Below are 25,218 nucleotides of genomic sequence, written 5' to 3' on the forward strand. Positions count from 1 at the left end.
TCCGACGGTCGCCGATCCTATCGGCCGCACCGGCGGAACGGCTCGACGATCGACTTCATCACTTCAGGCTCGTGCGTCGACTCGAGAGCGGCCTGCACCTCGTCCAGCGCGAACGTTCCCGTCACCATGGCGTCGAGGTCCACCTGGCCGCGTGCCGCCAGCGCAACGGCGGTCGGCCACGTGTTGGCGTAGCGGAAGACGCCGGTCACGACCAGTTCGCGATTCTGGATCGTCGTGACCGGCAAGGAGATCTCCGCCGCCCCCATACCGACCAGGACGGCCCGTCCGCCGGAACGGAGTGTGGAGATGCCGCTGCGCACGGCGGGGGCCGCACCCGAGGCATCCACGAACGCATCGGTCTCCGGAAGGTCGCCCGGTGCGGTCGCCGCCGGGTCGAACACCTCGGTCGCCCCGAAGCGCAACGCTGTCTCGCGTCGCGCAGCGGCGACGTCGGAGACGATGACGTCGGAGACACCGTACGCGCGGGCGACCTGCGCGGTGGCGATGCCCACCGGGCCCGCACCGGTGATGAGCACCCGCATACCGGGCGCGAATCGCGCCTTGCGGGCCGTCGCGATCGCCACCGACAGTGGCTCCATGAGCGCCGCAGCGTGGTCGCTGACGGTGTCCGGGATCGGGTGGGCGAAGTGGCTCTGGATCGTCACGTACTCCTGGAAGGCTCCGTCGGTGCCGGGAACGGCATAGAAACGCATGTGCGGATCGAGGTTGTAGTCGCCGCGCAGAGTCTCTGGCGAGCCGTGGGAGGGATGCTGCGGCTCAATCGACACGCGCTCGCCGATCCGACCGGCGTCGACGCCGGAGCCCACATCCACGATCGTGCCGCCGGATTCGTGGCCGAGCACGAGCGGCTCCCTGACGACCCAGTCACCCAGTCGGCCCTCGTGATAGAAGTGCACGTCGGAGCCGCAGACGCCGACCGCCCTCACCCGCACGAGGACCTCGTCGGGCGCAGGGGTCGGGATCGGACGCTCCTGCAGTTCGATCTGTCCGGCGGCGACGAGCACGCTCGCGGCCATATTGCCCGAGGTCACGCGCGCGCCCCTTCGAGTGCGGTCGCGACGGTGCGCTGTAGGTCGTGCCACGAGTCGATAAACTTCGCGATGCCTTCGTCCTCGAGCATCTGGGTGGCGTCGGTGAAATCGACGCCGACGGACGTGAGATGCTCGAACACCGCGTGCGCGGCGGCATATCCGCTCGTGATGGTGTCACCGCTCACGCGGGCGTGGTCGAACGTCGCCTCGAGCGTCTTCTCGGGCATGGTGTTCACTGTCCAGCGTGCGACGAGCTCGGTGACGTACACCGTGTCCGGCAGTGCCGGGTCCTTGACGCCCGTCGACGCCCACAGGGGCCGCTGGACGTTCGCTCCGGCCGCCACGAGCTTGCGGACCTCGGGGTCGGCGAAGCGCTGCGCGAACAGTTCGTAGGCCAATCGCGCGTTGGCGATCCCGGCTGCACCCCGCAACGCCAACGCCGTGTCGGTGCCGATCGCGGTCAGCCGCTTGTCGACTTCGGTGTCCACGCGTGAGACGAAGAAGGACGCGACGGAGTGGATCGTGGTGAGGTCGATGCGTCCGGCGCGGGCGCGACGGATGCCCGCGAGGTAGGCGTCGATGACCTCGCCGTAGCGCTCGAGCGAGAAGATGAGGGTCACGTTCACCGAGATCCCTGCTCCGATCACCGCGGTGATGGCCGGAAGGCCCGCCTTCGTCGCCGGGATCTTGATGAGCGCGTTGCGGCGGTCGACCTTCGCCCACAGCCGCTTGGCCTCGGCGATCGTGCCTTCGGTGTCGTGCGCAAGATCGGGCGAGACCTCGATCGAGACCCGCCCGTCGACGCCACCGCTGCGGTCGAACACGGGCCGGAAGATGTCGCACGCGGCCTGGACATCCTCCGTCGTGAGAGCGAAGATCGCGGCATCCGCGTCTGCTCCGCTCGCACCCAGCGCAGCCAGCGCGGGTGCGTAGGAATCGTCGTCAGGGTTGCCGATGGCGGCCTGGAAGATGGTCGGGTTCGTGGTGACGCCGGTCACATCGCGAGTGTCGATCAGCTCCTGGAGGTTGCCGGAGTCGATTCGGTGACGCGACAGATCGTCGAGCCAGATGCTGACGCCGGCGGTGGCGAGATCGTGCGTGGGGGTGCTCATGCGTTCTCCTCGATGAGTACGGCCGCTCCGGAGGCGGCGATGGTGGCACGAGTCGCGGCGAGGACCGCCTCGACCGTGATGCCGAACCGTTCGAGCAGTTCAGCACCGTCGGCGGATGCCCCGAAATGTTCGATCGACACGGCGCGGCCGTGGCTGCCCAGGTAGCGCCACCAGCTGAGTGCGAGCCCCGCTTCCACGGAGACCCGCGCGGTCACCGCGGCGGGCAGGACCTGCTCGCGGTATTCGTCGCTCTGCTCCTCGAACCACTCCAGGCACGGCGCCGAGACCACCCGCACCCCGATCCCCTCTGCCTGCAGTGCCGCGCGGGCCTCGAGCGCGAGCGAGACCTCGGACCCCGTGGCGATGAGGATCGCCTGGAGCGCTCCGTCGGCCTCAGCGAGCACGTACGCGCCCCGCTCGGTCTGCTCCCCGGTCGTGACGACGGGCAGGTTCTGCCGCGACAGGGCGAGGCCGGCGGGAGTCGACCGCCGCGTGAGGATCGTGTGCCAGGCCCACGCCGTCTCGTTGGCGTCGGCGGGCCGGACGACGTCCAGTCCCGGGATGGCTCGGAGGGTCGACAGCTGCTCGATCGGCTGGTGCGTCGGCCCGTCGGCGCCGAGTGCGACCGAGTCGTGTGTCCATACGAAGATCGAGGGGATTCGCATGAGCGCGGCCAGGCGGACGGCGGCACGCATGTAGTCGCTAAAGATCAGGAACGTGCCGCCGAACGGGCGGGTGGGCCCGTGCAGCACGATGCCGTTGAGAATCGTTCCCATTGCGAACTCGCGGATGCCGAAGTGCAGCACCCGTCCGTAGGGGTCTCCCGTCCAGTCGTGCGTCGAGGTCCCGGCCGGGAGGAAGCTGCGCGCGCCGTCGATCGTGGTGTTGTTGGAGCCGGCCAAGTCGGCCGATCCGCCCCAGAGTTCGGGAAGCTCGGCGGCGAGGGCGTTGATGATCTTGCCGCTCGCCGCGCGGGTCGCCACCGACGCGCCCTCCTCCCAGACGGGGAGTGCGTCGGTGATGCCCTCGGGCAGCTCGCCAGCGGTGAGGCGGTCGAGCAGTTCCTTGCGGGTGGGGTTGGCGGCGGCCCACGCGTCGAAGCCGTGCTGCCAGGCGCTCCGGATCTCTGCCGCCCGCTCGCTCAGAGCGCGCGTGTGTTCGATGACGGGCCGCTCCACGACGAACGCAGCCGCGGGGTCGAAGCCGAGCAGCTCCTTGGTCGCGGCGACCTCGCCCGGGCCGAGTGCGGCGCCGTGCGCCGACTCGGTGCCGCGCTTGTTCGGCGCGGGCCATCCGATGACCGTCCGCAGCACGATGAGCGACGGCTTGTCGGTGACCGACTTGGCTCCCTCGATCGCGTCGAACAGCTCGGGGACGTCCTCGATGTAGGAGCCGCTCGATGACCAGTCGACCTCGCGCACGTCCCAGCCGTACGCGCGGTATCGCGCCGCGACGTCCTCGGTGAACGAGACGTCCGTGTCGCCTTCGATGGAGATCCGGTTCGCGTCGTAGATCACCACGAGGTTGCCGAGCTGCTGGTGTCCGGCGAGCGAGGATGCCTCGCTCGAGACGCCCTCCTGCAGGTCGCCGTCGCCGGCGATGACGTAGACGAAATGGTCGAAAGGGCTCGTGCCCGCAGCGGCATCCGGGTCGAACAGGCCGCGCTCGTAGCGCGACGCGTACGCGAACCCCACGGCGGAGGCGATGCCCGTGCCGAGGGGACCGGTAGTGATCTCGACGCCCTTGGTGTGTCCAAACTCGGGATGTCCGGGGGTCAGCGATCCCCACGTGCGCAGAGCCTCGAGGTCGGCGAGTTCGAGGCCGAATCCGCCGAGGTACAGCTGGGTGTACTGGGTGAGAGAGGAGTGGCCGGCGGAGAGGATGAACCGGTCTCGGCCCATCCACTCGGTGTCCGCGGGATCATGGCGCATGATCCGCTGGTACAGCAGATACGCCACCGGAGCCAGGCTCATCGCCGTTCCAGGGTGGCCGTTGCCCACCCTCTCGACGGCATCCGCCGCCAGCACGCGAGCGGTATCCACCGCACGCCGATCGATCTCTTCCCAGGTCAGCTTCGACATCCGAGCCCTTTCGCGGCGGCGTGTTGATCGCATCACTGCGACCATGATCAAAATGTGATGTTCCAATGTTGCATGTCACGGGAACTCGTGACAAGATCACATCAAACATAACACGGGGTTGATTCCCCGCAGACTGTTCCCCAGGGCCGCAGGGGCCTGATCAGGAACAGAGATCGAGCACCGTCGCTCGTAGGGATGCGTCGACGGTGACGGAAACGGGAGCAGTGATGCGCGCAGTTGTCTTCACCTCAGAAGGTGAGCTGGCCCTCGAGGAGCGGGCCGTGCCGGAGCCCGGCTACAAGGAGATCCTCATCAAGACGGCCGCAGTCGGCATCTGCGGCACGGACACCCACGTGTTCGACGGCGAGTTCGAAGGAACCGTCTTCCCGCTGGTCCCCGGTCATGAGGCCACGGGAACCATCGTCGCTCTCGGCGAGGATGTGAACAGCGGCGTCTTCGACTTCCAGGTGGGGGATCACGTCGCGGTCAACCCGAGCACGACGTGTGGGGAGTGCGAGTTCTGCCTCAACGGACACCAGAACCTCTGCCGTTTCTGGAACGGACTCGGCGTGGTCGCCTCCGACGGCGCATCGCAGGAGTACTTCACGGCTCCCGCCAGTAACGTGTACAAGCTGAAGCCGGAGACCGACCTCTACGAGGCCGCGCTCATCGAGCCGCTCGCCTGCGCGATCCGGGGCTGGGATGTCCTCCCGCGCCGGCTCGGAGACCACGTGCTCGTCTACGGCGCGGGCACGATGGGCCTGCTGATGGCGCAGCTTGCCACCCGCGCGGGCGCGTCGACCGTCACGATCGTCGACCTCAATGAGGCGCGTCTGAAGACGGCCGAGGAGTGCGGCATCGAGCTGCGCTACACGTCCGCCGACGAGGCCGACCGCGAGAAGTGGGACGTCGTCATCGACTGCACCGGCAACATCCGCGCGATCGAGGATGCCCTCACGCGCGTCAAGCCCGCCGGCTTCTTCCAGGACTTCGGCGTCGCGCCCGCAGACCGCACCGCGCAGTTCTCGCCGTTCCGCGTCTACCGCGACGAGATCTCCATCGTCGGCACGATGGCCGTGCTCAACTCCTTCGGCCGCGCCGTCGAGCTCTTCGAGGCCGGGGCGATCAATGCCACCGCGATGATCAGCCACTCCTTCACGCTGGACGACTACAGCCAGGCGCTGGAGATGTTCCGCAAGGGCGAGGGGCGCAAGCTCCAGATCCGCCCGAACGACACCGAATCGCGGGTCTTCCTGTGAGTGCCGCCGCAGTCGGCCGCCGCAGGCTGTCCGCGGGCGCCAAGCGAGGCGTCTGGATCGGTGTCATCGTGCTCGTTCTGCTCGGGATCGTGCTCGGTACGAAGGTCGTCTCCAGCGACGATCCGCTGGCGCAGGGCGCGGTCGACTTCGACCCGGCGACTTTCGGGGCGGAGAACTTCCCCACCGTCCAGTCGACGATCGTCGACAAGGCCACGGATGCGACGACGCTCGCGGATGCCATCGCCGCCGACCCCGACGCAGCCGCCAAGGAGTACGCCGTCCAGAGTTCAGGCGGGCCCGTCTACAGCGTGACCTTCACCGGCGTCGTCGGCGAGGGGCAGTCGGGCATCTACGAAGTGACCGTCGACGGGGTGCCCGACGACCTCCTCATCCGTGTGCAGACCGGCCCGGCGATCAACGGCACGGATCTCCGCGACGCGACGGGCGACATCACCTTCGGTCAGTTCACGAACCAGATCGACTTCCAGAACGCCGCATCGGCGCTCAACGACGAGTTGAAGAAGACGGTGCTCGCGGATGTGGACACGACGAACCTCACGGGCAAGACCATTGAGGTCACCGGCGCGTTCACCCTCGTCAATCCCGCCGCGTGGCTCGTCACGCCCGTCGAACTGAGCGTGCAATGAGCGACCGCGTGACATTCGACGAGGTCGTCCTCGAGGCGCGCAACATCGTCAAGACGTATGGCGGCACCCGCGCGCTCAAGGGCGTGAACTTCGAGATCCGCAAGGGCACGGTCACGACGCTGTTCGGTGAGAACGGAGCCGGCAAGTCGACGCTGATGAAGATCCTCTCCGGTGTCGAGCAGCCCACGTCGGGTGAGATCGTCCTCGACGGTGAGCCCGTCGTGTTCTCGTCCACCAATGATGCCCGCGATCGAGGGATCTCGATCATCCACCAGGAGCTGAGCCTGGCTCCGAATCTGTCGATCCGCGACAACATCTTCATGGGACGAGAGATCACCGGGCCATTCGGGGTGGACTTCGCAGAGGAGACCCGTCAGGCACGCGCGCTGCTGGACGACCTCCAGCTCCCGATCGAACCCGACACGCTCGTCGCGGACCTGCGGGTCGGCCAGCAGCAGATCATCGAGATCGCCCGCGCCCTGTCGGCGAACTCCCGCATCCTGATCATGGACGAGCCGACGTCCGCTCTGGCGGCCGCGGAGGTCGAGGTCCTGTTCGGCGTCATCCATGATCTTCTCGCCCGCGGTGTCGCGATCGTCTACATCTCCCACCACCTCGAAGAGGCGCTCGAAGTCACAGACCACGCGGTCGTTCTGCGAGACGGCAACATGACCGCTCGGGGCGAGCGCAGTCAGATCGACCTGGAGTGGATCGTGCGCAACATGGTCGGAGACAACTTCGACCTCGGCTCACCGCCTTCCGGATACGGCTTCGGAGAGGTCGCACTGCACGTCGATAGGCTCACCGTCGTCGATCGTGAGAACCCCGAACGTGCGATCGTCAATCGCCTGAACCTCGAAGTGCGCGCCGGAGAGATCGTCTGCATCTACGGGCTCATGGGAGCCGGGCGCACGGAGCTGCTGGAGGCGATCGCCGGCAAGGAGCCGGTCGCCGCGGGCGACATCCTCTTGGAGGGACGTTCGGTTCTGCACGACACGATCGCCGAGCGCATCTCCGCCGGCATCGGACTCGTGCCCGAGGATCGTCAGCGAGACGGTCTCGTGCAGACCTTCGACGTCGGCACCAACCTCACCCTTGCGAGCCTCGACGACAGCATTCGACGCGGTGTGATCTCTCGTCGGCTGGAGAAGAAGCGCTCTGTAGAGCTCATCAAGGCGGTCACGGTCAAGACGCCCGGTCCCGAGCTTCCCATCGGTGCCCTCTCCGGCGGCAACCAGCAGAAGGTGGTCATCGGCAAGATCGTGGCCACCGGGCCGCGCGTCATGCTGCTGGACGAGCCCAGCCGAGGCATCGACGTCGGCGCCAAGGCGGAGGTGTTCCGCCTCCTCGCCGAACGTGCACGCGAAGGCCTGGCCGTCGTCTTCTCCACCTCCGAAGTGGGCGAGTGCCTGAGCATCGCGCACCGCATCATCGTGATGCGCCGAGGCCGGATCTCCGCAGAGTTCGGACCTGACGCCACCAAAGACATGATCATGGCCGCCTCCGGCGAGGCCGTGGCCGCCTGAACACACCAGAACGGATCCGACAATGACGACGACCACAACCACCGCGATCATCGAGAAGAGGAAGCAGTTCTCCCTTGCGAAGCTGCTGCTGGAGGGGCGAGCCTTCCTCGCCCTCATCCTCATCATCGTGGTGTTCTCGCTGCTCTCCCGGAACTACTTCACCGTCGAGAACGTGCTGATCATGTCCTCGCACGTTGCGATCTACGCACTGCTGGGCATGGGCATGCTGATGGTCATCCTCAACGGCGGCATCGATCTGTCCGTCGGGTCGACCCTCGGCTTCTCCGCGATCATCGCCGGATTCCTGCTGCAAGGCGTCCCGATCAACATCTTCGGTGTCACCCTGTTCCCGAGCGTTCCCGTCGTCGTGCTGCTCTCCTGCGGCGTCGGCGCGCTCATCGGCTTCGTCAACGGCCTGCTCGTGTCGAAGTTCAAGGTCGCTCCCTTCGTGGCGACGCTCGGCATGCTGTATGTCGTCCGCGGACTGGCGCTGCTGATGACCAACGGCCTGACCATCAACAACCTGTCCGGTGACCCCGAACTCGGCAACACCGGGTTCGAATGGCTCGGCTTCAACCGCATCCTTGGCATCCCCGTCGGCGTGCTCATCATGATCATCGTCGCGATCGTCCTGGGCCTCGTCCTCGGCCGCACCAAGTTCGGCCGATGGATGTACGCCGCGGGAGGCAACGAGCGGGCAGCTGAACTCTCCGGCGTCCCCGTGCGCAGCGTCAAGATCTGGGTGTACGTCATCTCAGGCATCTGCGCGTCCATCGCCGGCCTCATCCTCGCGTCGACCCTCACGAGCGCCTCGCCGACCGCCGGCAACACCTACGAACTGACCGCGATCGCCGCGGTGGTCATCGGAGGCGCCGCCCTCACCGGCGGGCGTGGAAACGTCCGCGGGACGCTCCTCGGTGCCTTCGTGATCGGCTTCCTCTCAGACGGTCTCGTGATCGTCGGCGTCTCCGCCTACTGGCAGATGGTGTTCATGGGCGCCGTGATCGTCGTGGCGGTCCTGCTCAACACACTCCAGTACGGGCGTCGCCGCAAGCCCACAGCTCCCGCCGCTCCCGCCGCACCGGCCGCCGCGGCACCCCAGACGTCGGACCAGTCCGCGCCCATTGGGGCGGCGAAGGACTGACCGCGAACTCGGCATCGATGACCGCTGCCGATCCACCAAGAAAGGACGCAACACATGGTAGGTAAGAAGGCATTTGCCGCCCTCGTCGTCGCGGGCGCCCTGATCCTCGGCCTCACCGCCTGTTCCGGTTCCAGCACCCCCGCGACGTCAGGTGACGGCGGCAGCGGGGAGGCCGGCGGGCTCATCACGATCATCGTGAACGACCCGGCCAACCCGTACTGGAAGACGGAGGGCGACGTCGCCAAGGCGGCCGCCGAGGACCTCGGCTACGAGGCAACCGTCGGCGCTCACAAGGGTGACACCAACACCGAGAACACCCTGATCGACACCGCGATCTCCAACAAGTCGGTGGCCATCATCCTCGACCCGGCCAACGCGGACGGCTCGATCGCTGCGGTGAAGAAGGCCAACGCAGCCGGCATCCCGGTCTTCCTCGTGAACGCCGAGATCAACGAGTCCGGCCTCGCGAAGGCGCAGCTGGTCTCCAACAACGCCCAGGGTGCCGCCATCGGAGCTCAGGAGTGGGTCAAGCAGATGGGCGAGAAGGGCAACTACGTCGAGCTGTTCGGCGCCCCCTCGGACAACAACGCACAGACCCGCTCGAACGGCTTCACCACGGTGATCAGCCAGTACCCCGACCTCGTGTCGGTCGGCAAGGAGGTCGCCGACTGGGACCGCACCAAGGGACACGACAAGATGCAGTCGCTGATGCAGGCGAACTCGGACATCAACGGCGTCATCTCCGGTAACGACGAGATGGCCCTCGGCGCGATCGCCGCGCTCAAGGAAGCCGGCAAGCTCGACGGCGTCATCGTCGGAGGCTTCGACGGCTCGCCCGACGCGGTCACGGCCGTTGAGTCCGGAGAGCTCGCGTACACCGTGCTGCAGCCGGTCGCTGTGTTCTCGAAGGAGGCCGTCACGCTGGCCGACGAGTTCATCCGCACCGGCAAGGCGCCCGAGACCGAGAAGCAGTCGTTCGACTGCATCCTCATCACGAAGGACAACGTCGGCAAGATGACGGACCCCTTCACCTACTCCGGCTGATCGGATCATCATCGGTCACACACTCCGTGTGACCCGCGAGGGGCGGACGTCGTCCTCGGCACCGCCCCTCGCATCCCCTCAACTCTCGAAAGTGATCATGAGCTACGTCCTCAATGCCGCTGCCGACTTCGCGGACGAATCCGCAGAAGGCTTCGTCGCCGCCCACGCCGGCCTGGTGCGCCGGGTGACCGGTGGGGTCGCCCGCCGCACCGCAACTCCCGCGGGGGAAGTCGCCGTCGTCATCGGCGGTGGTTCGGGTCACTACCCCGCATTCGCGGGCCTCGTCGGCCCGGGCCTCGCCCACGGCGCCGCGATGGGCAACGTGTTCGCCTCGCCCAGCACCCAGCAGATCTACGCCGTCGCGAAGTCCGTCGCGACCGACGCCGGCGTTCTGCTCAGCTACGGCAACTACGCCGGCGACGCCCTCAACTTCGACCTCGCCCAGGACCGTCTGCGCTCCGAGGGCATCCCGTGCCGCACCGTGCGGGTCACCGACGACATCTACAGTGCGGGCAAGGACGAGCGCACTAAGCGTCGTGGCATCGCCGGCGACCTCGCCGTCTTCCGCGCCGCTGGATGGGCAGCGGCGCAGGGCTTCGATCTCGACACGGTCGCCACGATCGCGGAGCGCGCGAACGAGAACACCCGTTCCCTCGGCGTCGCCTTCTCCGGCTGCACGCTGCCCGGCTCCGAGGAGCCGCTCTTCTCCGTGCCGGCGGGACAGATGGCCATCGGTATGGGCATCCACGGCGAGCCGGGTATCGACGTGCGCCCCCTGGGCACCGCTGACGAAATCGCGACGCTGTTCGTGAAGGGGCTGATCGACGAGGTGCCCGCCGGGGTGACCGACATCGACGGCGCGCGCGTCGGCGTGATCCTCAACGGACTCGGCGCCGTCAAGGCGGAGGAGCTCTTCGTCGTCTACCGCGCGGTCGCCCGCGAACTCTCAGGCCGGGGACTCGTCATCGTGGACCCCGAGGTCGGGGAGTACGCGACGAGCTTCGAGATGGCCGGTCTCTCGCTCACGCTGTTCTGGCTGGACGAGGAGCTCGAGGCCGCGTGGACCTCTCCGGCCTACAGCCCCGCGTATCGCAAGGGCATGATCGATCTTTCCGGTGCGGATGCCGCTGCGTCCGAGACCGACGTCACCGAGGTCTCTGCGGTCACCGCCGCACCGCCCGAGTCTGCCGCAGCAGGCCGCGTCGCCGCGGCCGCGATCGCCGCAATCCGCGACCTGATCGACCGCGAGGTCGATGAGCTCGGCCGCCTGGATGCCATCGCCGGCGACGGCGACCACGGCATCGGCATGCAACGCGGTGCCCGGGCGGCAGCGGATGCCGCGGATGCCGCTGTCGCACAGGAAGCCGGGGCAGGGACCGTCCTGGCGCTGGCCGGCGACGCCTGGGCTGATCGCGCCGGTGGCACTTCGGGTGCGCTGTGGGGTGCGGGGCTGCGAGCCGTCGGCGACACCGTCGGTGATGAAGAGGCGCCCGACGCGCTCACGGTCGCGACCGGTGTCGACGCCGCCCGCGACGCCGTGCAGAGCTTCGGCAAAGCCGTCGTGGGCGACAAGACCCTCGTCGACGCCCTCGTCCCGTTCACCGAGGTGCTCCTCGCTCGCGTAGGCGACGGCGTCCCGCTCGCAACCGCATGGGCCGATGCCGCTGCTGTTGCCACCGCCGCCGCGCGGGCAACAGCCGACCTCCTGCCCCGCATGGGGCGGGCGCGGCCGCACATGGAGAAAAGCCTCGGCACGCCGGATCCCGGTGCGATCTCGCTCGCGCTGTCGATGACGGAAGTCGCCGGCGTGCTCGCCCGCGCGCACAAAGACCACATTCAGAAGGAGCAGTGATGACCACCAAGTGGCGCATCGTCGTCGGATCCGACGACGCCGGTTACCAGTATAAAGAAGCGCTCAAGGCGGATCTCGAGAAGGACCCGCGCGTCGCATCGGTGGTCGATGTGGGAGTGGATGCCGAAGGCCATACCGCCTATCCGCGCGTCGCGATCGAGGCAGCCGAGCGCATCAAGAACGGCGTAGCGGACCGCGCTCTGCTCGTGTGCGGCACAGGGCTCGGCGTCGCCATCGCAGCGAACAAGGTACCCGGCGTCCGCGCTGTCACGGCCCACGACAGCTTCAGTGTCGAGCGCAGCGTGCTGAGCAACAACGCGCAGATTCTCACGTTCGGCCAGCGTGTCGTGGGGCTCGAGCTCGCCCGCCGGCTGGCGCGGGAGTGGCTGGACTATGAGTTCGACGAGTCGTCGGCGTCTGCCGAGAAGGTGGAGCTGATCGACGAGTACGAGCAGACCGGCACCTGTGGCTGAGTCTCGCGCCGAACCCGGGAGTCCACCGATCCTCCTCGGCGTCAGTCTGAAGCTGTATCTGGACGTGGAGCGGACCGCGCGATGGGCGCACGATGTCGCCGCGATTGCACGGTCGCATCTGGCGGTCACGGATGGGTCCGTGGAGCTTTTCGTGCTGCCTTCGCTGCCGGCCGTGCCGCTGGTGGTGCAGGAGCTCGCGGGCACCCCGGTTCGCGTCGGAGCGCAGGACCTGCATTGGGACGATCGTGGCGCTTACACCGGTGCCGTCAGCGGGCAGGATCTGCGGACGGTCGGATGCGCCCTGGTGGAAGTCGGGCATGCGGAGCGCCGCCAGATCTTCGGCGAAACCGACGACGTCATCGGCGCGAAGGTCGCCGCGGCGTTTCGCAATGGTCTCGTGCCGGTGCTGTGCGTTGGCGAGCACGAGCCCGGGAGCTCGACCGATGCCGCGCACGTATGCATCTCCCAGATCGAGAGCGCTCTTCGCAAGGTGCAGATCGCAGACGCGGAGATCATCATCGCGTATGAGCCCGAGTGGGCGATCGGCCAGGCCGAAGCGGCATCCGCAGATCATGTGCGCGCGGTGGCGGCCACTCTTGCTGATCGGCTACGCCAGGATCCTCGCTTTGCGACCGTCCGCGTCGTCTACGGCGGCTCGGCACAGCCGGGAACCCTCACCGATCTCCGTGGCGATGTGGACGGGCTGTTCCTCGGGCGCTACGCGCATGACCCTGCCGAGCTCGCACGCATCATCGACGAGGCCGCTGCGCTACGTTGAGAGAGTCGCAGACAGTACCCGGAGAAGGCCATGACAGAGACACCACTCGATACCGGGCCGCGGCAATCGCGACAGGTGGCACGCCAGCAGGCCATCACCGAGGCTGTCATGGCGGAAGGCACCGTCCGCATCGAGCAGCTTGCTGAGCGGTTCGACATCAGTGTGATGACGGTCCATCGCGACCTCGACGAACTCGAAGGACGCGGTCTGCTGAGAAAGAGCCGTGGCGCCGCGACCGCGATGTCCACGTCGCTCGTGGAATCGAGCGATGTCTACCGGACGAATCGGCAGACGAGCGAGAAGGAAGCGCTCGCGCTGGCTGCGCTGGAGTTCGTGGAGCCGGGTCAGGCCGTGATGCTCGATGATTCGACGACGACTCTGCATCTAGTGCCGCATCTGCGGTCGCGCCGTCCGCTGACCGTGATCACGAACACCCTCACGATCATGGATCAGCTGCGCGGAGCGAACGGGATCACCCTGCTGGGGCTCGGCGGTCAGTACTTCAACTGGTGCAGCGCGTTCATGGGGGGGATCACGACCTCCGCGATCGGGGCGCTGCGAGCCGACCTGTTCGTCATGTCGACGGCGGCGATCACGGACGACGTCGCCTTCCACCAATCGCTGGAGACGAACGACGTGAAGCGCGCGATGTTCGAGTCATCGACGCGGCGCATTCTGATCGTCGACCACACGAAGTTCGAGAAGCGCGCTCTGCACGCGCTCATGCCCCTGTCCGCCTTCGACGCCGTGATCGTCGACAGCGCAACAGATCGACGCGACGTGGCGCGACTTCGTGACAAGGGCGTCGAGGTCGTTGTTGCGCGCTCGCAGCGTCAGGTGCCCTAGCTAGCTAGCGGCTTCCAGACCAAGAATGTAGGGATCCGCCACTTCGGGTGGAACCTCGAGCCCGATACCGCTGCCAACTACCGTGGAATTCCGGCATCGTCCGCCATCTCGGCCGGGAACCTACAGCGTACTACTTCGGCAATCGCACCTTCGAGTCCCGCCGACAGCGCGAGATCCTCGCCGAGCGCAGCGTCGAGCTCGAGCGGGAGCGTGAGACTACCGCAGCGCAGGCCGTCGCGCTCGACCGCGTCCGCATCGCCCGCGAGCTGCATGATGTGGTCGCGCACCACGTCTCTGCCATGGGCGTGCAGGCGGGGGCCGCGAGGACAGTGTGGGACACCGATCCGGATGCCGCGCGCCGCGCTCTGGTCGACATCGAGCAGGCAGCCCGGGATGCGCTCGTGGAGCTGCGCCAATTGCTCGAGACGCTTCGCACTCCGGTCGACGATGACCCCAGCGACGCATCCACGGTGGGCCTGGAAGGCCTGCCTGCCCTTGTCGCGCATGCCAGCGAGAACGGTCTGCCGACGACTCTGACGATCATCGGCGAGCCGGGGCCGGTGGCGCCGACGGTTCAGGTCAATGCCTTCCGGATCGCGCAAGAGGCCCTGACCAACGCACGCCGCCACGGCGGCCCGGATGCCGAGGCCGACGTCCGCGTCCGGTACCTGCCCGATGCCGTCGAGGTCGAGATCGTGAACTCGGGCAGGCCCGCCCTGACCTCGCAGAGCGGACTCGGACTTCTCGGGATGCGTGAGCGAGCCGTCGCGTCCGGCGGCTCGATCGAGATCTCACCGCGCCGCGAGGGCGGGTTCCGGGTACGCCTGACCGTGCCGCGTCCCGAGGCGGTGAGCGCGTGAGTACCCGCGTTCTGCTCGTCGACGACCATGCGCTCATGCGTGCCGGGTTCCGTCTCATCCTCGACAGCGCTCCTGACCTGGAGGTCGTCGGAGAGGCCGCCAGCGGAGAGGAGGCGGTGCGGGCGGCATCCGATCTCAGGCCTGACGTCATCTGCATGGACGTACAGATGCCCGGAATGGGAGGTCTCGCAGCGTCACGCCAGATCGTCGCCGACCCCCAGCTCGAGTGCGCCGTCGTGATCGTGACCACCTTCGATCGGGATGACTACCTCTTCGAGGCCCTCGAGGCCGGGGCCAGCGGCTTTCTGCTCAAGAACGCAGCACCCGAGGAGCTGCAGGCCGCCGTGCGGGTCGCGGCGGCAGGCGACGCACTCCTGGCCCCGGAGGTGACTCGCCGCGTCATCGCACGGTTCGCCGCTGCAGCGCCGACACCGACACCGACGGCGGCAGCTGACCTCACTGAACGAGAGTCGGAGGTGCTGCGTCTCATGGCGCAGGCGATGAGCAACGCTGAGATCGCGGCGCACCTGATCATCGGCGAGGCAACGGTGAAGACCCACGTCTCCAATGTGTTGCTCAAGCTCGGCGTCCGCGACCGCGTAGCCGCCGTCGTCTATGCCTACCGCCACGGGCTGTCCTGAACGGAGTCGAATCCCCCGTACGAGGGAGGGCGCGAACCCGCCTCGAGGCGGATGCGCGGCGAGGCGGAGCTTCCTAGCCTGGAAGAACCGAGTGAGAGGAGCAACATGCTCGAGCTGTCGCACGTGACCAAGAGTTATGGCGCGCACCGTGTTCTGAACGATCTGTCGTTCGCTGTCAGGCCCGGCCGGTTGACCGGCTTCGTGGGAGGGAACGGTGCGGGAAAGACCACGACGATGCGCATCATCCTCGGGGTGCTTGCCAAGGATGCGGGGTCGGTCACCATCAATGGTGCAGCGCTGACCTCTGCCGACCGACGCCGTTTCGGGTACATGCCCGAAGAGCGCGGGCTCTACCCGAAGATGAAGGTCGGTGAGCACATCACCTACCTGGCGCGGTTGCACGGCTTCGACAAGGGCGAGGCGGAGACCCGCGCTACGGCTCTGCTCGAGCAGCTGGGACTCGGGGAACGCCTGAACGACACTGTCGAGAAGCTCTCGCTCGGTAATCAGCAGCGGGCGCAGATCGCAGCGGCGCTGGTGCACGAGCCCGACGTGCTGATCCTCGACGAGCCCTTCTCGGGGCTCGACCCGCTCGCGGTCGACGTGGTAGCCGACGTCTTGCACCGCCGGGCAGCTGCCGGCGTCTCGGTGCTGTTCTCGTCCCACCAGCTCGACGTCGTCGAGCGCCTCTGCGATGACATCGTCATCATCGCCGGAGGCGAGATCCGCGCCGCCGGCAGCAGTGAACACCTGCGCCAGCAGCACTCGGGACACCGTTACGAACTGCGCACCGCCGGCGACCTCGGCTGGCTGCGCGACCAGCCGGACATCACGGTGGTCGAGTTCGACGGCGGGAACGCCCTTTTCGATGCGGCGGATGACGCCGCCGCACAGCGCATCTTGCAACGCGCAGCGAGCGAGGCGAGCATCGAGAGCTTTGCCCCGGTTCGCCCGACGCTCGCGCAGATCTTCAAGGAGGTCATCCAGTGAACACCGCCGCTTCGACATCCACGCCCCGAGGCTTCCAGAACGTCTGGCTCGTCGCCGAACGCGAAGTGGGCTCCAAGCTGCGCAGCCGCGCCTTCGTGATCTCGACGGTCATCACCCTGCTGATCGCGCTCGCCGCCGTCATCTGGGGTGGGTTCTCTGCCGGCAATCCGTCCGCCACCAAGGTCGCAGTCACCTCCTCGACGGCGGCTGCAGTGGAGAAGGTTCCCGGGGTTGAGGTGACGCAGGTCGCCGACCAGGATGCCGCGGAAGCACTCGTCCGCAGCGGTGAGGTCAGCGCGGCTGTTGTCGATGACGCCTCCTCGCCCACCGGCTTGGTCGTCATCACCGAGGACTCGCCACCGACGTCGCTGCTGATGGGCCTGTCGGAGTCGCCGTCAGTCAAACTGCTCGACCCGGCGACTGTCGACTTCGCCCTGCGGTACTTCGTCTCGATCGGGTTCGGAGTCGTCTTCCTGCTGGCGGCGTCTTTGTTCGGCGGAACCATCGCCCAGAGCGTCGTCGAAGAGAAGCAGACCCGCGTCGTGGAGCTGCTTCTGTCCGCTATGCCGGCGCGAACACTCTTGGCGGGCAAGATCATCGGAAACACCATCTTGGCGATGGCGCAGATCTTGCTGCTGGCCACGATCGCCGTGGTCGGCCTGATCGTCACCGGGCAGAGCGAGGTCCTCCAGGGCCTTGGCGCCCCGATCGCCTGGTTCGCGATCTTCTTCCTCTTCGGGTTCGTGCTCCTCGCGTCGCTGTTCGCGGCGGCGGGTTCGCTCGTCTCGCGGATGGAAGACATCGGCTCGACGACCGCGCCGCTGACGATGCTCATCATGGCCCCGTACTTCCTCGTGATCTTCTTCAACGACAACCCCGTCGTGCTGACCGTGATGTCGTATGTGCCGTTCTCGGCGCCGGTCGGGATGCCGCTTCGCCTGTACCTCGGGGAGGCGCAGTGGTGGGAGCCGATCCTGTCGCTGGTCATCCTCATCGCCACCTGCGTCGCCGCGATCGTGTTGGCGGCGAAGATCTACGAACGCTCGATCCTGAGGATGGGCGCTCGCGTCTCGTGGCGCGAGGCGCTCAAGACCCCCTGATCTAGAAACCGCCTGAGAATCGGCGTCGGTCCTGCTCCGCTTTCGGGGCGGGATCGACGCCGATTGCACGATGGGCGCGACCGCACGGCGCTACTCCCGGTCGGCGGCGCGGCCGTGGTGGCCGGCCAGCGCATCGGCGGCGCGAACGAGCGCGAGGTGCGAGAGCGCCTGCGGCGTGTTCCCCGCCTGCCGCTTGCCGTCCACGTCGTACTCCTCCGAGAGCAGTCCGACATCGTTCGCGAAGCCGCACAACCGGGTCATGAGCGCCATCGCGTCATCGACACGGCCGCTGTTCGCGTACTGCTCCACGAGCCAGAACGAGCACGCCAGGAACGGATGCTCGGTGCCGGCGAGTCCGTCCACACCACTTTCCGTGCGATAGCGGTGCAGCAGCCCATCCACCATGAGCGTGCGCTCCATCTCGGCCACGGTCCCGAGCATGCGCGGATCGTCGTGGGCCACGTATCCGACCTGCGCGAGCAGCAGGAGCGACGCATCCACCTCTGTCGTGCCGTAGTGCTGCACGAAGTGTCCGCGCTCGGCGTCGAAGCCGCGCTCGTCGATCTCGTTCCGCATCCGATCGCGCAATCGCTCCCACTTCTCGAGATCGCCCGACAGCCCGAACTCACGCACGGCGCGCGCTCCGCGGTCGAAAGCCGCCCAGATCATGACTCGCGAGTGGGTGAACAATTGCGGCTCGCCACGGATCTCCCAGATGCCGTTGTCAGGCTTGTCGAGGTGACGCTCGGCGAACGCGAGCATCGCCTTCTGCAGCGCCCACGAGAAGTCGGTCTCTTCGACCCCGGCGACACGCGCCGCCTCAAGGGCCACCATCACCTCTCCGATGACATCACCCTGGTACTGCACCTGTGCCCCGTTGCCGATCCGCACGGGGGCCGCGCCCTGGTACCCGGGAAGGGAGGTCAGCTCACGTTCTGTGAGATCGCGTTCCCCTGCAAGCCCGTACATGATCTGCAGTTCCTTCGGGTCACCCGCGATCGCCCGCAACAGCCACTGCCGCCATCGGGCAGTCACCCGTAGGAAACCGTGCGAGATCAGAGCCTCGATCGTCAACGCCGCGTCGCGTAGCCATACATAGCGGTAGTCCCAGTTGCGTACTCCCCCAAAGTCCTCGGGAAGGGAGGTGGTAGCCGCCGCGACGATGCCGCCCGTGTCTTCGTGCGTGAGCGCCCGAAGTACCATGAGCGAGCGCACCACCTCGTCTTCGAAGGGCCCGTCGTGGTCGACGCGGCCTGCCCACTCGCGCCACCAGTGCAGCGTGTGGGTGAGCAGTCGGTCGACATCAGCGGGGTCGGGAGCCTCGAGATGAGACGGAAACCAGGTCAGGGTCAGATCCAGGCCACTGCCCGATTCGACGGTGAACGATCCGCGATGGACATGGTCGTCCGGGTTCATCTCGACACCGCGCACCAGCACGGCATCCGGGCCCGCGATCGCCAGCAGTGCCGGCGCAACATGGCTGCCCACCTGGCGGACCCAGGGCAGCGCACGGGCATAGTCGAAGCGCATCCGCAGTTCCGTCGTGAAATCAACGTGTCCCGAGACGCCCTCGATGCGACGCACGAGCTCCACCCGACCGCCGTCGATCGGCATGAACTCGCGCACCTCCGCCACACCGGTGGGCGTCTCCCAGCGGGTGACGAGCACGAACGTGTCGTCTTCGTAATACCGGGTCACCGTAGCGTCGGGGTCCGTAGCGCGGATGGTCCAGTGGCCGTGCTTCTGTTCGCCCAGCAGCGCGCCGAAGATCGACGGAGAGTCGTATCTCGGCAGGCACAGCCAGTCGATGCTTCCCTCCCGGGAGACAAGCGCAGCCGTGCGGCAGTTGCTCAGAATCGCGTAGTCCTCGATCGGGGCAGCCATGACCCGATTCTGTCAGTCCGCGATGCCTTGCCCGCGGTATAGCGAGGATTCGATACGAATCCGCTCGGAGTTGGACCAGCCCCTGGTCGCGGTTCACGAGGCGTCGATAGGGTGGCGGCATGGCCGACCAGACGACGACCCTCCTCATCCTCGGCGCCTCGGGCGACCTCACCTCCCGCCTGCTGCTTCCCGCGCTCGGACAGCTTCTGTCCAGGCAGCCGCAGCGGCGCGTCCGTCTTCGCGGCGCAGGCATGGATGACTGGACCGACGCGCACTGGCAGCAGGTCGTGCGCGACGCCTTCGCCTCGAGCGACTCTGCGGCGGCATTCGAGAAGGTCGCCGAGACTACCTACACGAAGGCCGATATCACCGCGCCCGATGACCTCACAGCGCTGCTCTCGGAAACGGAGGGCCGCATCGCTCTCTACTTCGCGGTGCCCCCGGCGATCGCCGCGAAGGCGTGCGAGTCACTGTCTGCCGTCGACCTGCCGCCCGGCCTCATCCTGGCCCTCGAGAAGCCCTTCGGCAGCAACGCAACGAGCGCCCACGAGCTGAACGCGAAGCTCGCGGCCCTCGTGCCCGAAAGCCAGGTGTTCCGGGTCGACCACTTCTTGGGACGGTCGATGTCGCTGAACATCATCGGCGCACGATTCGCGAATCGGGTCCTCGAGCCGGTGTGGTCTGCCGAGCACATCGAGTCGATCGACATCACCTATGACGAGAAGCTGGGGCTCGAGGGTCGCGCCGGGTACTACGACAAGGCCGGCGCGCTTCGCGACATGATCCAGAGCCACCTGCTGCAGTTGATGGCCCTGGTCACGATGGAGCCGCCGGCAACCCTCGGCGAGCAAGACCTCCGCGGAGCTACCACGTCGGCGCTTCTTGCCACCCACATCTGGAACGACGACCCTGTCGGGTCATCTCGCCGTGGCCGCTACACGTCGGGCTCGATCGATGGGCGAGATCTCCCCGACTACGTGGACGAACCAGGCGTCGTACCCGACCGCGACACCGAGACCCTTGCTGAGGTCGTGCTCGAAGTCCGCAACAACCGCTGGGCCGGCGTGCCCATCACGTTGCGCTCTGGCAAGGCTGTCGGTGACCCTGTCAAGGAGATCTTGATCCGCTTCCGCCCGGTTCGGCACCTCCCTGACGGATTCACGGGCGCGACCCACGGGTCGCGGCTGCGGTTCACGCTCGGGCCCGACCGGATGTCGCTGGGGCTGAACGTCAATGGAAGCGACGACCCGTTCGCGCTCACGTGGGCAAAGCTCAGCGCCGATCTCGGCGAGGGGGCGCTTCTGGCCTACGCCGAAGTCCTCTCGGAGATTCTCGATGGGGACCCAACCCTGTCGGTGCGTGGGGATGCTGCCGAGCAGTGCTGGCGCATCGTGCAGCCGGTGCTCGACGCGTGGGCAGCAGGCGACGTTCCCTTGCAGGACTACGCGGCAGGCTCGCACGGGCCGGACGGCTGGCCCGACCACGACTACTGAGGCATCGCCGCGCTACCGCTCCACAAGCACGCCGTCGGCATCCGCCCACACGTGTTTGCCCGGGGTGAACGTTACGCCGCCGATCTCGACCGGAACATCGACCTCGCCGACACCGTCCTTGGCGCTCTTACGTGGGTTGGAGCCCAGCGCCTTGAGGCCGATGTCGAGCTGGCCGATCGCCTCCCGATCGCGGACCGCCCCGTAAACAACGACTCCGGTCCAACCGTTCTCGACAGCGGACGCCGCGATGAGGTCTCCGACCAACGCAGACTCCAACGAGCCTCCGCCGTCGATGACCAACACGGCTCCGTGCCCTGTGGTTGCGAGGATCGCCTTCACCAGGGCGTTGTCGCGATGGCAGCGGACCGTACGGATGGGCCCGTCGAACTCGATCCGGCCGCCGATGTCCTGCAGCTGGATGCCGAGCGAATCGAGCTCGTCGCCGCGTTCATCGAACAGGTCAGCTGTTGCAATCGTCATGCCCTGACGGTATCTGCGCGCATCGCCGGGTGAGTGGGTCGGCAGCCGGAAAGATTCCGCAGACTTCCGAGCGGCGCAACCGCGGGTCCGTCACGACCGGATCGGACGATACTCGAAGGATGACGACCCACCCCGCAAAGCATCGCCCCGTGCGCGTCGGCGTGCAGCTCGCGCCCCAGCATGCCTCCTACTCCCAGATCCGCGATGCCATCCTTCGCGCCGAAGATCTGGGAGTCGACGCGATCTTCAACTGGGATCACTTCTTCCCGCTCACCGAACCGCTGGAGGCCGCACACTACGAGGCGTGGACGATGCTCGCCTCGATCGCCGAACTCACGGATCGCGTGGAGTTCGGCCCGCTGGTCAACTGCAGCTCGTACCGCAACCCCGACCTGCAGGCCGACATGGCCCGCACCGTCGATCACATCAGTGCGAAAGGCGGGACGGGTCGGCTGATCTTCGGCACGGGCTCCGGCTGGGCCGAGAAGGACTACCTCGAGTACGGTTACGAGTTCGGCACTGTCGGATCACGGCTGAACGATCTGCGCGACGACCTCGGCCGCATCCGTCGCCGGTGGGAGTTGTTGGATCCGGCCCCGACGCGGGACATCCCGATCCTCATCGGCGGACAGGGCGAACAGAAGACACTCCGGCTCGTAGCCGAGCACGCCGCCATCTGGCATACGTTCACGCCGATTGAGAAGATCCCGCACAAGCTCGACGTACTTCACGATTGGTGTGCCCGCGTCAATCGGGATCCCGCCGACATCGAGATCGCGACGGGCTTCACGCCGCGCGGATTCGGGCCGCTGCTGGAACAGGATGCCCTGGAGCGGCTGCATCCGCTCGGGGTGCGATTCATCATCCCGTCGATTGACGGGCCGGACTACGACCTCTCCCCCGTGAAGCCGCTGCTGGAGTGGCGAGACCGGATGAACGGAGCCTGACGCGGCGCGGGGAATACCAACCGGAACTCGGTGTTGACGGAAAAGGACGACGGGGTCCGTTCCCACATTCCTCAACACCGGGAGAAATCATGACCACCATCGCCCCGTCCAATGCCCTGCTCGATGTCCTCGCGAACCGCCGCAGCACTCGGGTCTTCGACGATCAGCGCCCCGTCGACGAGTCAGCGTTGTCGGCAGCCCTCGAGGCTGCGCGCTGGGCCCCGTCGGCGGCAAACACCCAGCCATGGCGAATGATCGTCGCACGGCGCGGAACTGACACGTTCTCGCAGATCTCGGATGCGCTCACGGGGTTCAACCGGGTCTGGGCGATCACGGCGGGAGCCTTCGTGGTCTTCCTTGCCGATACCGAGCACGACGGCGTGGAGTTGCCGTGGGCCGAGTATGACGCGGGCCAGGCCGCTGCTTACTTCACCGTGCAGGCACACGCCGACGGCCTGATGACCCATCAGATGGGAGGGTTCGATCGCGCCGCCATCGCTGCCGCGTTCTCGCTCCCTGAGACGGTTCGCCCGCTCACCGTCATGGCCGTCGGGAACCTCGGCGATCTCGACGCGGCAGACGAGGCGGTCCGCGAACGCGAGGCCGCGCCACGCACCCGCCGGCCGCTGTCGGAGACAGTTCTGGCCGACGCCTGATCGCACGGGGCATAGGCGCGGGGCTCGAGGTCATCATCTGATCTCGAGCCCCGCGGTGTTTCTCGGCGTCAGTCGTCCATCAGTTCGGCTTCGATGATGTCGTCATCCTCGCCCGGACGCGGCGTCGGGGCGGCGGCCGGTCCATTACTGGTCAGGACCAGCGAGTCCCCGTCGACCGCAACATCCACCCGGACGAGGTCTCCGTCACGTACCCCGCCCGACAGCAGCGCCATCGCCAGGCGATCCTGAATCTCGGACTGGATGAGACGGCGCAGCGGACGAGCACCGAACACCGGGTCGTAGCCCCGCTCGGCAAGCCACCCTCGTGCGTCAGGCGTGACCGCGAGGGTCAGCCGGCGCTCGTGGAGGCGCTGCTGCAGTCGGTCGACCGTCAGTTCGACGATCTGGGCCAGATCGTCCTGCGAGAGCGCCTGGAAGATGACGATGTCATCGAGCCGGTTGATGAACTCGGGCTTGAACGCCTGGCGCACCAGAGCGAGTACCTGTGAGCGCTTCTGCTCCAGCGGCATCGTCGGGTCGATGAGGATCGGCGAACCGAGATTCGAGGTCAAGATGAGGATGACGTTCGTGAAGTCCACGGTGCGACCCTGGCCGTCAGTAAGGCGACCGTCATCCATCACCTGCAGCAGGATGTCGAACACTTCCGGATGCGCCTTCTCGACCTCGTCGAGCAGGACGACGCTGTACGGACGTCGCCGTACAGCCTCCGTCAGCTGTCCACCCTGCTCGTAACCGATGTATCCGGGAGGGGCACCCACCAACCGGGCAACCGAGTGCTTCTCGCCGTACTCCGACATGTCGATGCGCACCATGGCGTGCTCGTCGTCGAAGAGGAATGCGGCGAGCGCCTTCGCGAGCTCGGTCTTGCCGACTCCCGTGGGGCCGAGGAACAGGAACGAGCCTGTCGGTCGGTTCGGGTCGCTGATCCCGGCGCGCGATCGGCGCACCGCATCGGCGACCGCCTTCACTGCCTCCTTCTGCCCGATCAGGCGCTTGCCGAGCTCGGCCTCGAGGTGCACGAGCTTCTCACTCTCGCCCTGCAGCAGGCGCCCCACCGGAATACCGGTCCACCCGGCTATGACAGCCGCGATGTCTTCCTCGGTGACCTGCTCGTTGACCATCCGGTCTTCGCTGGGTTCAATGCTCTCGGCCTCGATGATCCCGCGCTCGAGCGCCGGGATCTCGGCATAGAGCAGCCGCGACGCGCGCTCCAGGTCACCCTCGCGCTGAGCGCGCTCGGCCTCGATGCGCGCCGCATCCAGGCGGGTCTTCAGTTCACCGACACGGTTGAGGATCGAGCGCTCGGTCTCCCACTTGGCCTGCAGCTCCGAGAGCTTGTCCTGCTCGCGCTTCAGGTCCGCGCGCAGTTTCTCGAGGCGCTCGCGCGACGCGTCATCCTTCTCCTTCTTGAGAGCGAGCTCCTCAAGCTTGAGCCGGTCGACATGGCGGCGCAGCTCGTCGATCTCCAGCGGTGCCGAGTCGATCTCCATCCGCAACCGGGATGCTGCTTCGTCGATGAGGTCGATGGCCTTGTCGGGCAACTGCCTGCTCGGGATGTAGCGGTGCGACAGGGCAGCCGCCGCGATCAGCGCGCTATCCGAGATCGCGACCTTGTGGTGTGCCTCGTATCGCTCCTTGAGTCCGCGAAGGATCGCGACGGTGTCTTCGACGTTGGGTTCGCCGACGTAAACCTGCTGGAAGCGGCGCTCGAGCGCGGCATCCTTCTCGATGAACTCGCGATACTCGTTGAGGGTCGTCGCCCCGATCATGTGCAGCTCGCCGCGAGCGAGCATCGGCTTGAGCATGTTGGATGCCGCGACCGATCCTTCGCCACCGCCCGCGCCCATGAGCACGTGGAGTTCGTCGATGAAGGTGATGATCTGACCTTCGGAGTCGGTGATCTCCTTAAGCACCTTCTTGAGACGGTCTTCGAACTGCCCGCGGTACATGGCGCCGGCGACGAGCGCCGAGATATCGAGCGCGATGAGCTCCTTGCCCCGGAGGCTCTCGGCAACATCCCCCGCCACAATGCGTTGAGCGAGACCCTCGACGACGGCAGTCTTGCCGACGCCCGGTTCGCCGATGAGGACGGGATTGTTCTTGGTGCGGCGGGTCAGGACCTGGCTGATACGCCGGATCTCGGCATCCCGACCGATGACGGGGTCGAGTTTGCCCTGGCGGGCACGGTCGGTGAGGTTGATGCCGAACTGTTCGAGCGCGCTCTGCTGCTCGTCCTGGTCGGCCATCGGGGTGGTCTGCATGATGCCTCCTGCGCGGCGACGTGGGTGGCGGTTCGTCCGCCGAAATCTGCGTGAGCTCAACCTTGAGCCGT

Annotated in this window: 22 protein-coding genes; 16 read left to right on the forward strand and 6 right to left on the reverse strand. The window is 67.1% G+C overall.

All coding sequences use genetic code 11. From position 1 onward, the window contains the following. Positions 1 to 17 precede the first annotated feature (17 nt). The 3 genes from AADH62_RS02265 to tkt are packed head-to-tail and all read right to left on the reverse strand — an operon-like array spanning position 18 to position 4,245. Positions 18 to 1,103 (reverse strand): NAD(P)-dependent alcohol dehydrogenase, encoded by a 1,086-nt coding sequence (locus AADH62_RS02265; protein WP_231860903.1) that lies wholly within the window; start codon positions 1,101 to 1,103, stop codon positions 18 to 20. Beyond that, complete coding sequence (gene tal / locus AADH62_RS02270) at positions 1,049 to 2,164, reverse strand: transaldolase (protein WP_061683274.1); 1,116 nt, start codon at positions 2,162 to 2,164, stop codon at positions 1,049 to 1,051. The genes AADH62_RS02265 and tal overlap by 55 nt, the downstream gene beginning before the upstream one ends. Beyond that, positions 2,161 to 4,245: a transketolase gene (gene tkt, locus AADH62_RS02275; RefSeq protein ID WP_341578117.1), complete on the reverse strand. Its 2,085-nt coding sequence runs from the start codon at positions 4,243 to 4,245 to the stop codon at positions 2,161 to 2,163. The genes tal and tkt overlap by 4 nt, the downstream gene beginning before the upstream one ends. 227 nt (positions 4,246 to 4,472) lie before the next feature. Between tkt and AADH62_RS02280 the strand changes: the two genes are divergently transcribed. The 13 genes from AADH62_RS02280 (at position 4,473) to AADH62_RS02340 (ending at position 17,405) form a co-directional block, all read left to right on the forward strand. After that, entirely contained in the window at positions 4,473 to 5,504 is a 1,032-nt protein-coding gene (locus AADH62_RS02280) for a zinc-dependent alcohol dehydrogenase family protein (RefSeq protein ID WP_061683285.1), read from the forward strand. Further along, on the forward strand, positions 5,501 to 6,151 hold the full coding sequence (locus tag AADH62_RS02285) for a DUF2291 family protein (RefSeq protein WP_061683272.1): 651 nt from the start codon (positions 5,501 to 5,503) through the stop codon (positions 6,149 to 6,151). Before AADH62_RS02280 ends, AADH62_RS02285 begins: the two co-directional genes overlap by 4 nt. A gap of 8 nt (positions 6,152 to 6,159) precedes the next feature. Then, complete coding sequence (locus AADH62_RS02290; RefSeq protein WP_231860901.1) at positions 6,160 to 7,677, forward strand: sugar ABC transporter ATP-binding protein; 1,518 nt, start codon at positions 6,160 to 6,162, stop codon at positions 7,675 to 7,677. Between the two features lie 22 nt (positions 7,678 to 7,699). After that, positions 7,700 to 8,821 (forward strand): ABC transporter permease, encoded by a 1,122-nt coding sequence (locus tag AADH62_RS02295; RefSeq protein ID WP_061683270.1) that lies wholly within the window; start codon positions 7,700 to 7,702, stop codon positions 8,819 to 8,821. A 54-nt stretch (positions 8,822 to 8,875) separates the two neighbouring features. After that, on the forward strand, positions 8,876 to 9,865 hold the full coding sequence (locus tag AADH62_RS02300; protein WP_341578120.1) for a D-ribose ABC transporter substrate-binding protein: 990 nt from the start codon (positions 8,876 to 8,878) through the stop codon (positions 9,863 to 9,865). 97 nt (positions 9,866 to 9,962) lie between these two features. Continuing rightward, entirely contained in the window at positions 9,963 to 11,717 is a 1,755-nt protein-coding gene (locus AADH62_RS02305; RefSeq protein ID WP_341578121.1) for a dihydroxyacetone kinase family protein, read from the forward strand. Next, positions 11,717 to 12,190, forward strand: a complete 474-nt coding sequence (locus AADH62_RS02310; RefSeq protein WP_061683267.1) for a ribose-5-phosphate isomerase — start codon at positions 11,717 to 11,719, stop codon at positions 12,188 to 12,190. Before AADH62_RS02305 ends, AADH62_RS02310 begins: the two co-directional genes overlap by 1 nt. Then, positions 12,183 to 12,968: a triose-phosphate isomerase family protein gene (locus tag AADH62_RS02315; RefSeq protein ID WP_341578122.1), complete on the forward strand. Its 786-nt coding sequence runs from the start codon at positions 12,183 to 12,185 to the stop codon at positions 12,966 to 12,968. The genes AADH62_RS02310 and AADH62_RS02315 overlap by 8 nt, the downstream gene beginning before the upstream one ends. Before the next feature lie 30 nt (positions 12,969 to 12,998). Next, positions 12,999 to 13,814: a DeoR/GlpR family DNA-binding transcription regulator gene (locus AADH62_RS02320; protein ID WP_061683265.1), complete on the forward strand. Its 816-nt coding sequence runs from the start codon at positions 12,999 to 13,001 to the stop codon at positions 13,812 to 13,814. 47 nt (positions 13,815 to 13,861) lie between these two features. Further along, positions 13,862 to 14,674, forward strand: a complete 813-nt coding sequence (locus AADH62_RS02325; protein WP_341578123.1) for a sensor histidine kinase — start codon at positions 13,862 to 13,864, stop codon at positions 14,672 to 14,674. Continuing rightward, positions 14,671 to 15,315, forward strand: a complete 645-nt coding sequence (locus tag AADH62_RS02330) for a response regulator (protein WP_228178275.1) — start codon at positions 14,671 to 14,673, stop codon at positions 15,313 to 15,315. Before AADH62_RS02325 ends, AADH62_RS02330 begins: the two co-directional genes overlap by 4 nt. Positions 15,316 to 15,420: 105 nt before the next feature. Further along, the gene (locus AADH62_RS02335; protein ID WP_228178274.1) at positions 15,421 to 16,305 is read left to right on the forward strand and encodes an ABC transporter ATP-binding protein; all 885 of its coding nucleotides are present in this window, start codon (positions 15,421 to 15,423) and stop codon (positions 16,303 to 16,305) included. Next, on the forward strand, positions 16,302 to 17,405 hold the full coding sequence (locus AADH62_RS02340) for an ABC transporter permease (RefSeq protein WP_228178273.1): 1,104 nt from the start codon (positions 16,302 to 16,304) through the stop codon (positions 17,403 to 17,405). The genes AADH62_RS02335 and AADH62_RS02340 overlap by 4 nt, the downstream gene beginning before the upstream one ends. Positions 17,406 to 17,495: 90 nt before the next feature. Here AADH62_RS02340 and AADH62_RS02345 read toward each other — a convergent pair whose 3' ends face one another. Next, positions 17,496 to 19,289 (reverse strand): glycoside hydrolase family 15 protein, encoded by a 1,794-nt coding sequence (locus AADH62_RS02345; protein WP_341578124.1) that lies wholly within the window; start codon positions 19,287 to 19,289, stop codon positions 17,496 to 17,498. Positions 19,290 to 19,408: 119 nt separating this feature from the next. On the opposite strand from AADH62_RS02345, the gene AADH62_RS02350 reads away from it, so the two are divergent. Next, positions 19,409 to 20,782, forward strand: a complete 1,374-nt coding sequence (locus AADH62_RS02350) for a glucose-6-phosphate dehydrogenase (protein WP_341578125.1) — start codon at positions 19,409 to 19,411, stop codon at positions 20,780 to 20,782. 12 nt (positions 20,783 to 20,794) lie between these two features. Here the strand turns inward: AADH62_RS02350 and rraA are convergent, their stop codons facing one another. Next, a complete protein-coding gene (rraA, locus tag AADH62_RS02355; RefSeq protein WP_292732226.1) occupies positions 20,795 to 21,262 on the reverse strand; it encodes a ribonuclease E activity regulator RraA in 468 nt (155 codons plus the stop codon). Between the two features lie 119 nt (positions 21,263 to 21,381). Between rraA and AADH62_RS02360 the strand changes: the two genes are divergently transcribed. Together AADH62_RS02360 and AADH62_RS02365 are read left to right on the forward strand one after the other, a co-directional pair. Next, on the forward strand, positions 21,382 to 22,209 hold the full coding sequence (locus tag AADH62_RS02360) for an LLM class F420-dependent oxidoreductase (RefSeq protein ID WP_341578126.1): 828 nt from the start codon (positions 21,382 to 21,384) through the stop codon (positions 22,207 to 22,209). An 89-nt stretch (positions 22,210 to 22,298) separates the two neighbouring features. Further along, positions 22,299 to 22,865 carry a nitroreductase family protein gene (locus tag AADH62_RS02365; RefSeq protein WP_228178268.1) on the forward strand — a complete coding sequence of 189 codons (567 nt, stop codon included), beginning with the start codon at positions 22,299 to 22,301 and terminating at the stop codon, positions 22,863 to 22,865. A 68-nt stretch (positions 22,866 to 22,933) separates the two neighbouring features. Here the strand turns inward: AADH62_RS02365 and AADH62_RS02370 are convergent, their stop codons facing one another. Beyond that, on the reverse strand, positions 22,934 to 25,147 hold the full coding sequence (locus tag AADH62_RS02370; protein ID WP_341578127.1) for an ATP-dependent Clp protease ATP-binding subunit: 2,214 nt from the start codon (positions 25,145 to 25,147) through the stop codon (positions 22,934 to 22,936). Positions 25,148 to 25,218: the final 71 nt, after the last annotated feature.

Source organism: Microbacterium schleiferi (genome assembly GCF_038150145.1).
In the GTDB taxonomy this organism is placed as follows: domain Bacteria; phylum Actinomycetota; class Actinomycetes; order Actinomycetales; family Microbacteriaceae; genus Microbacterium; species Microbacterium schleiferi_B.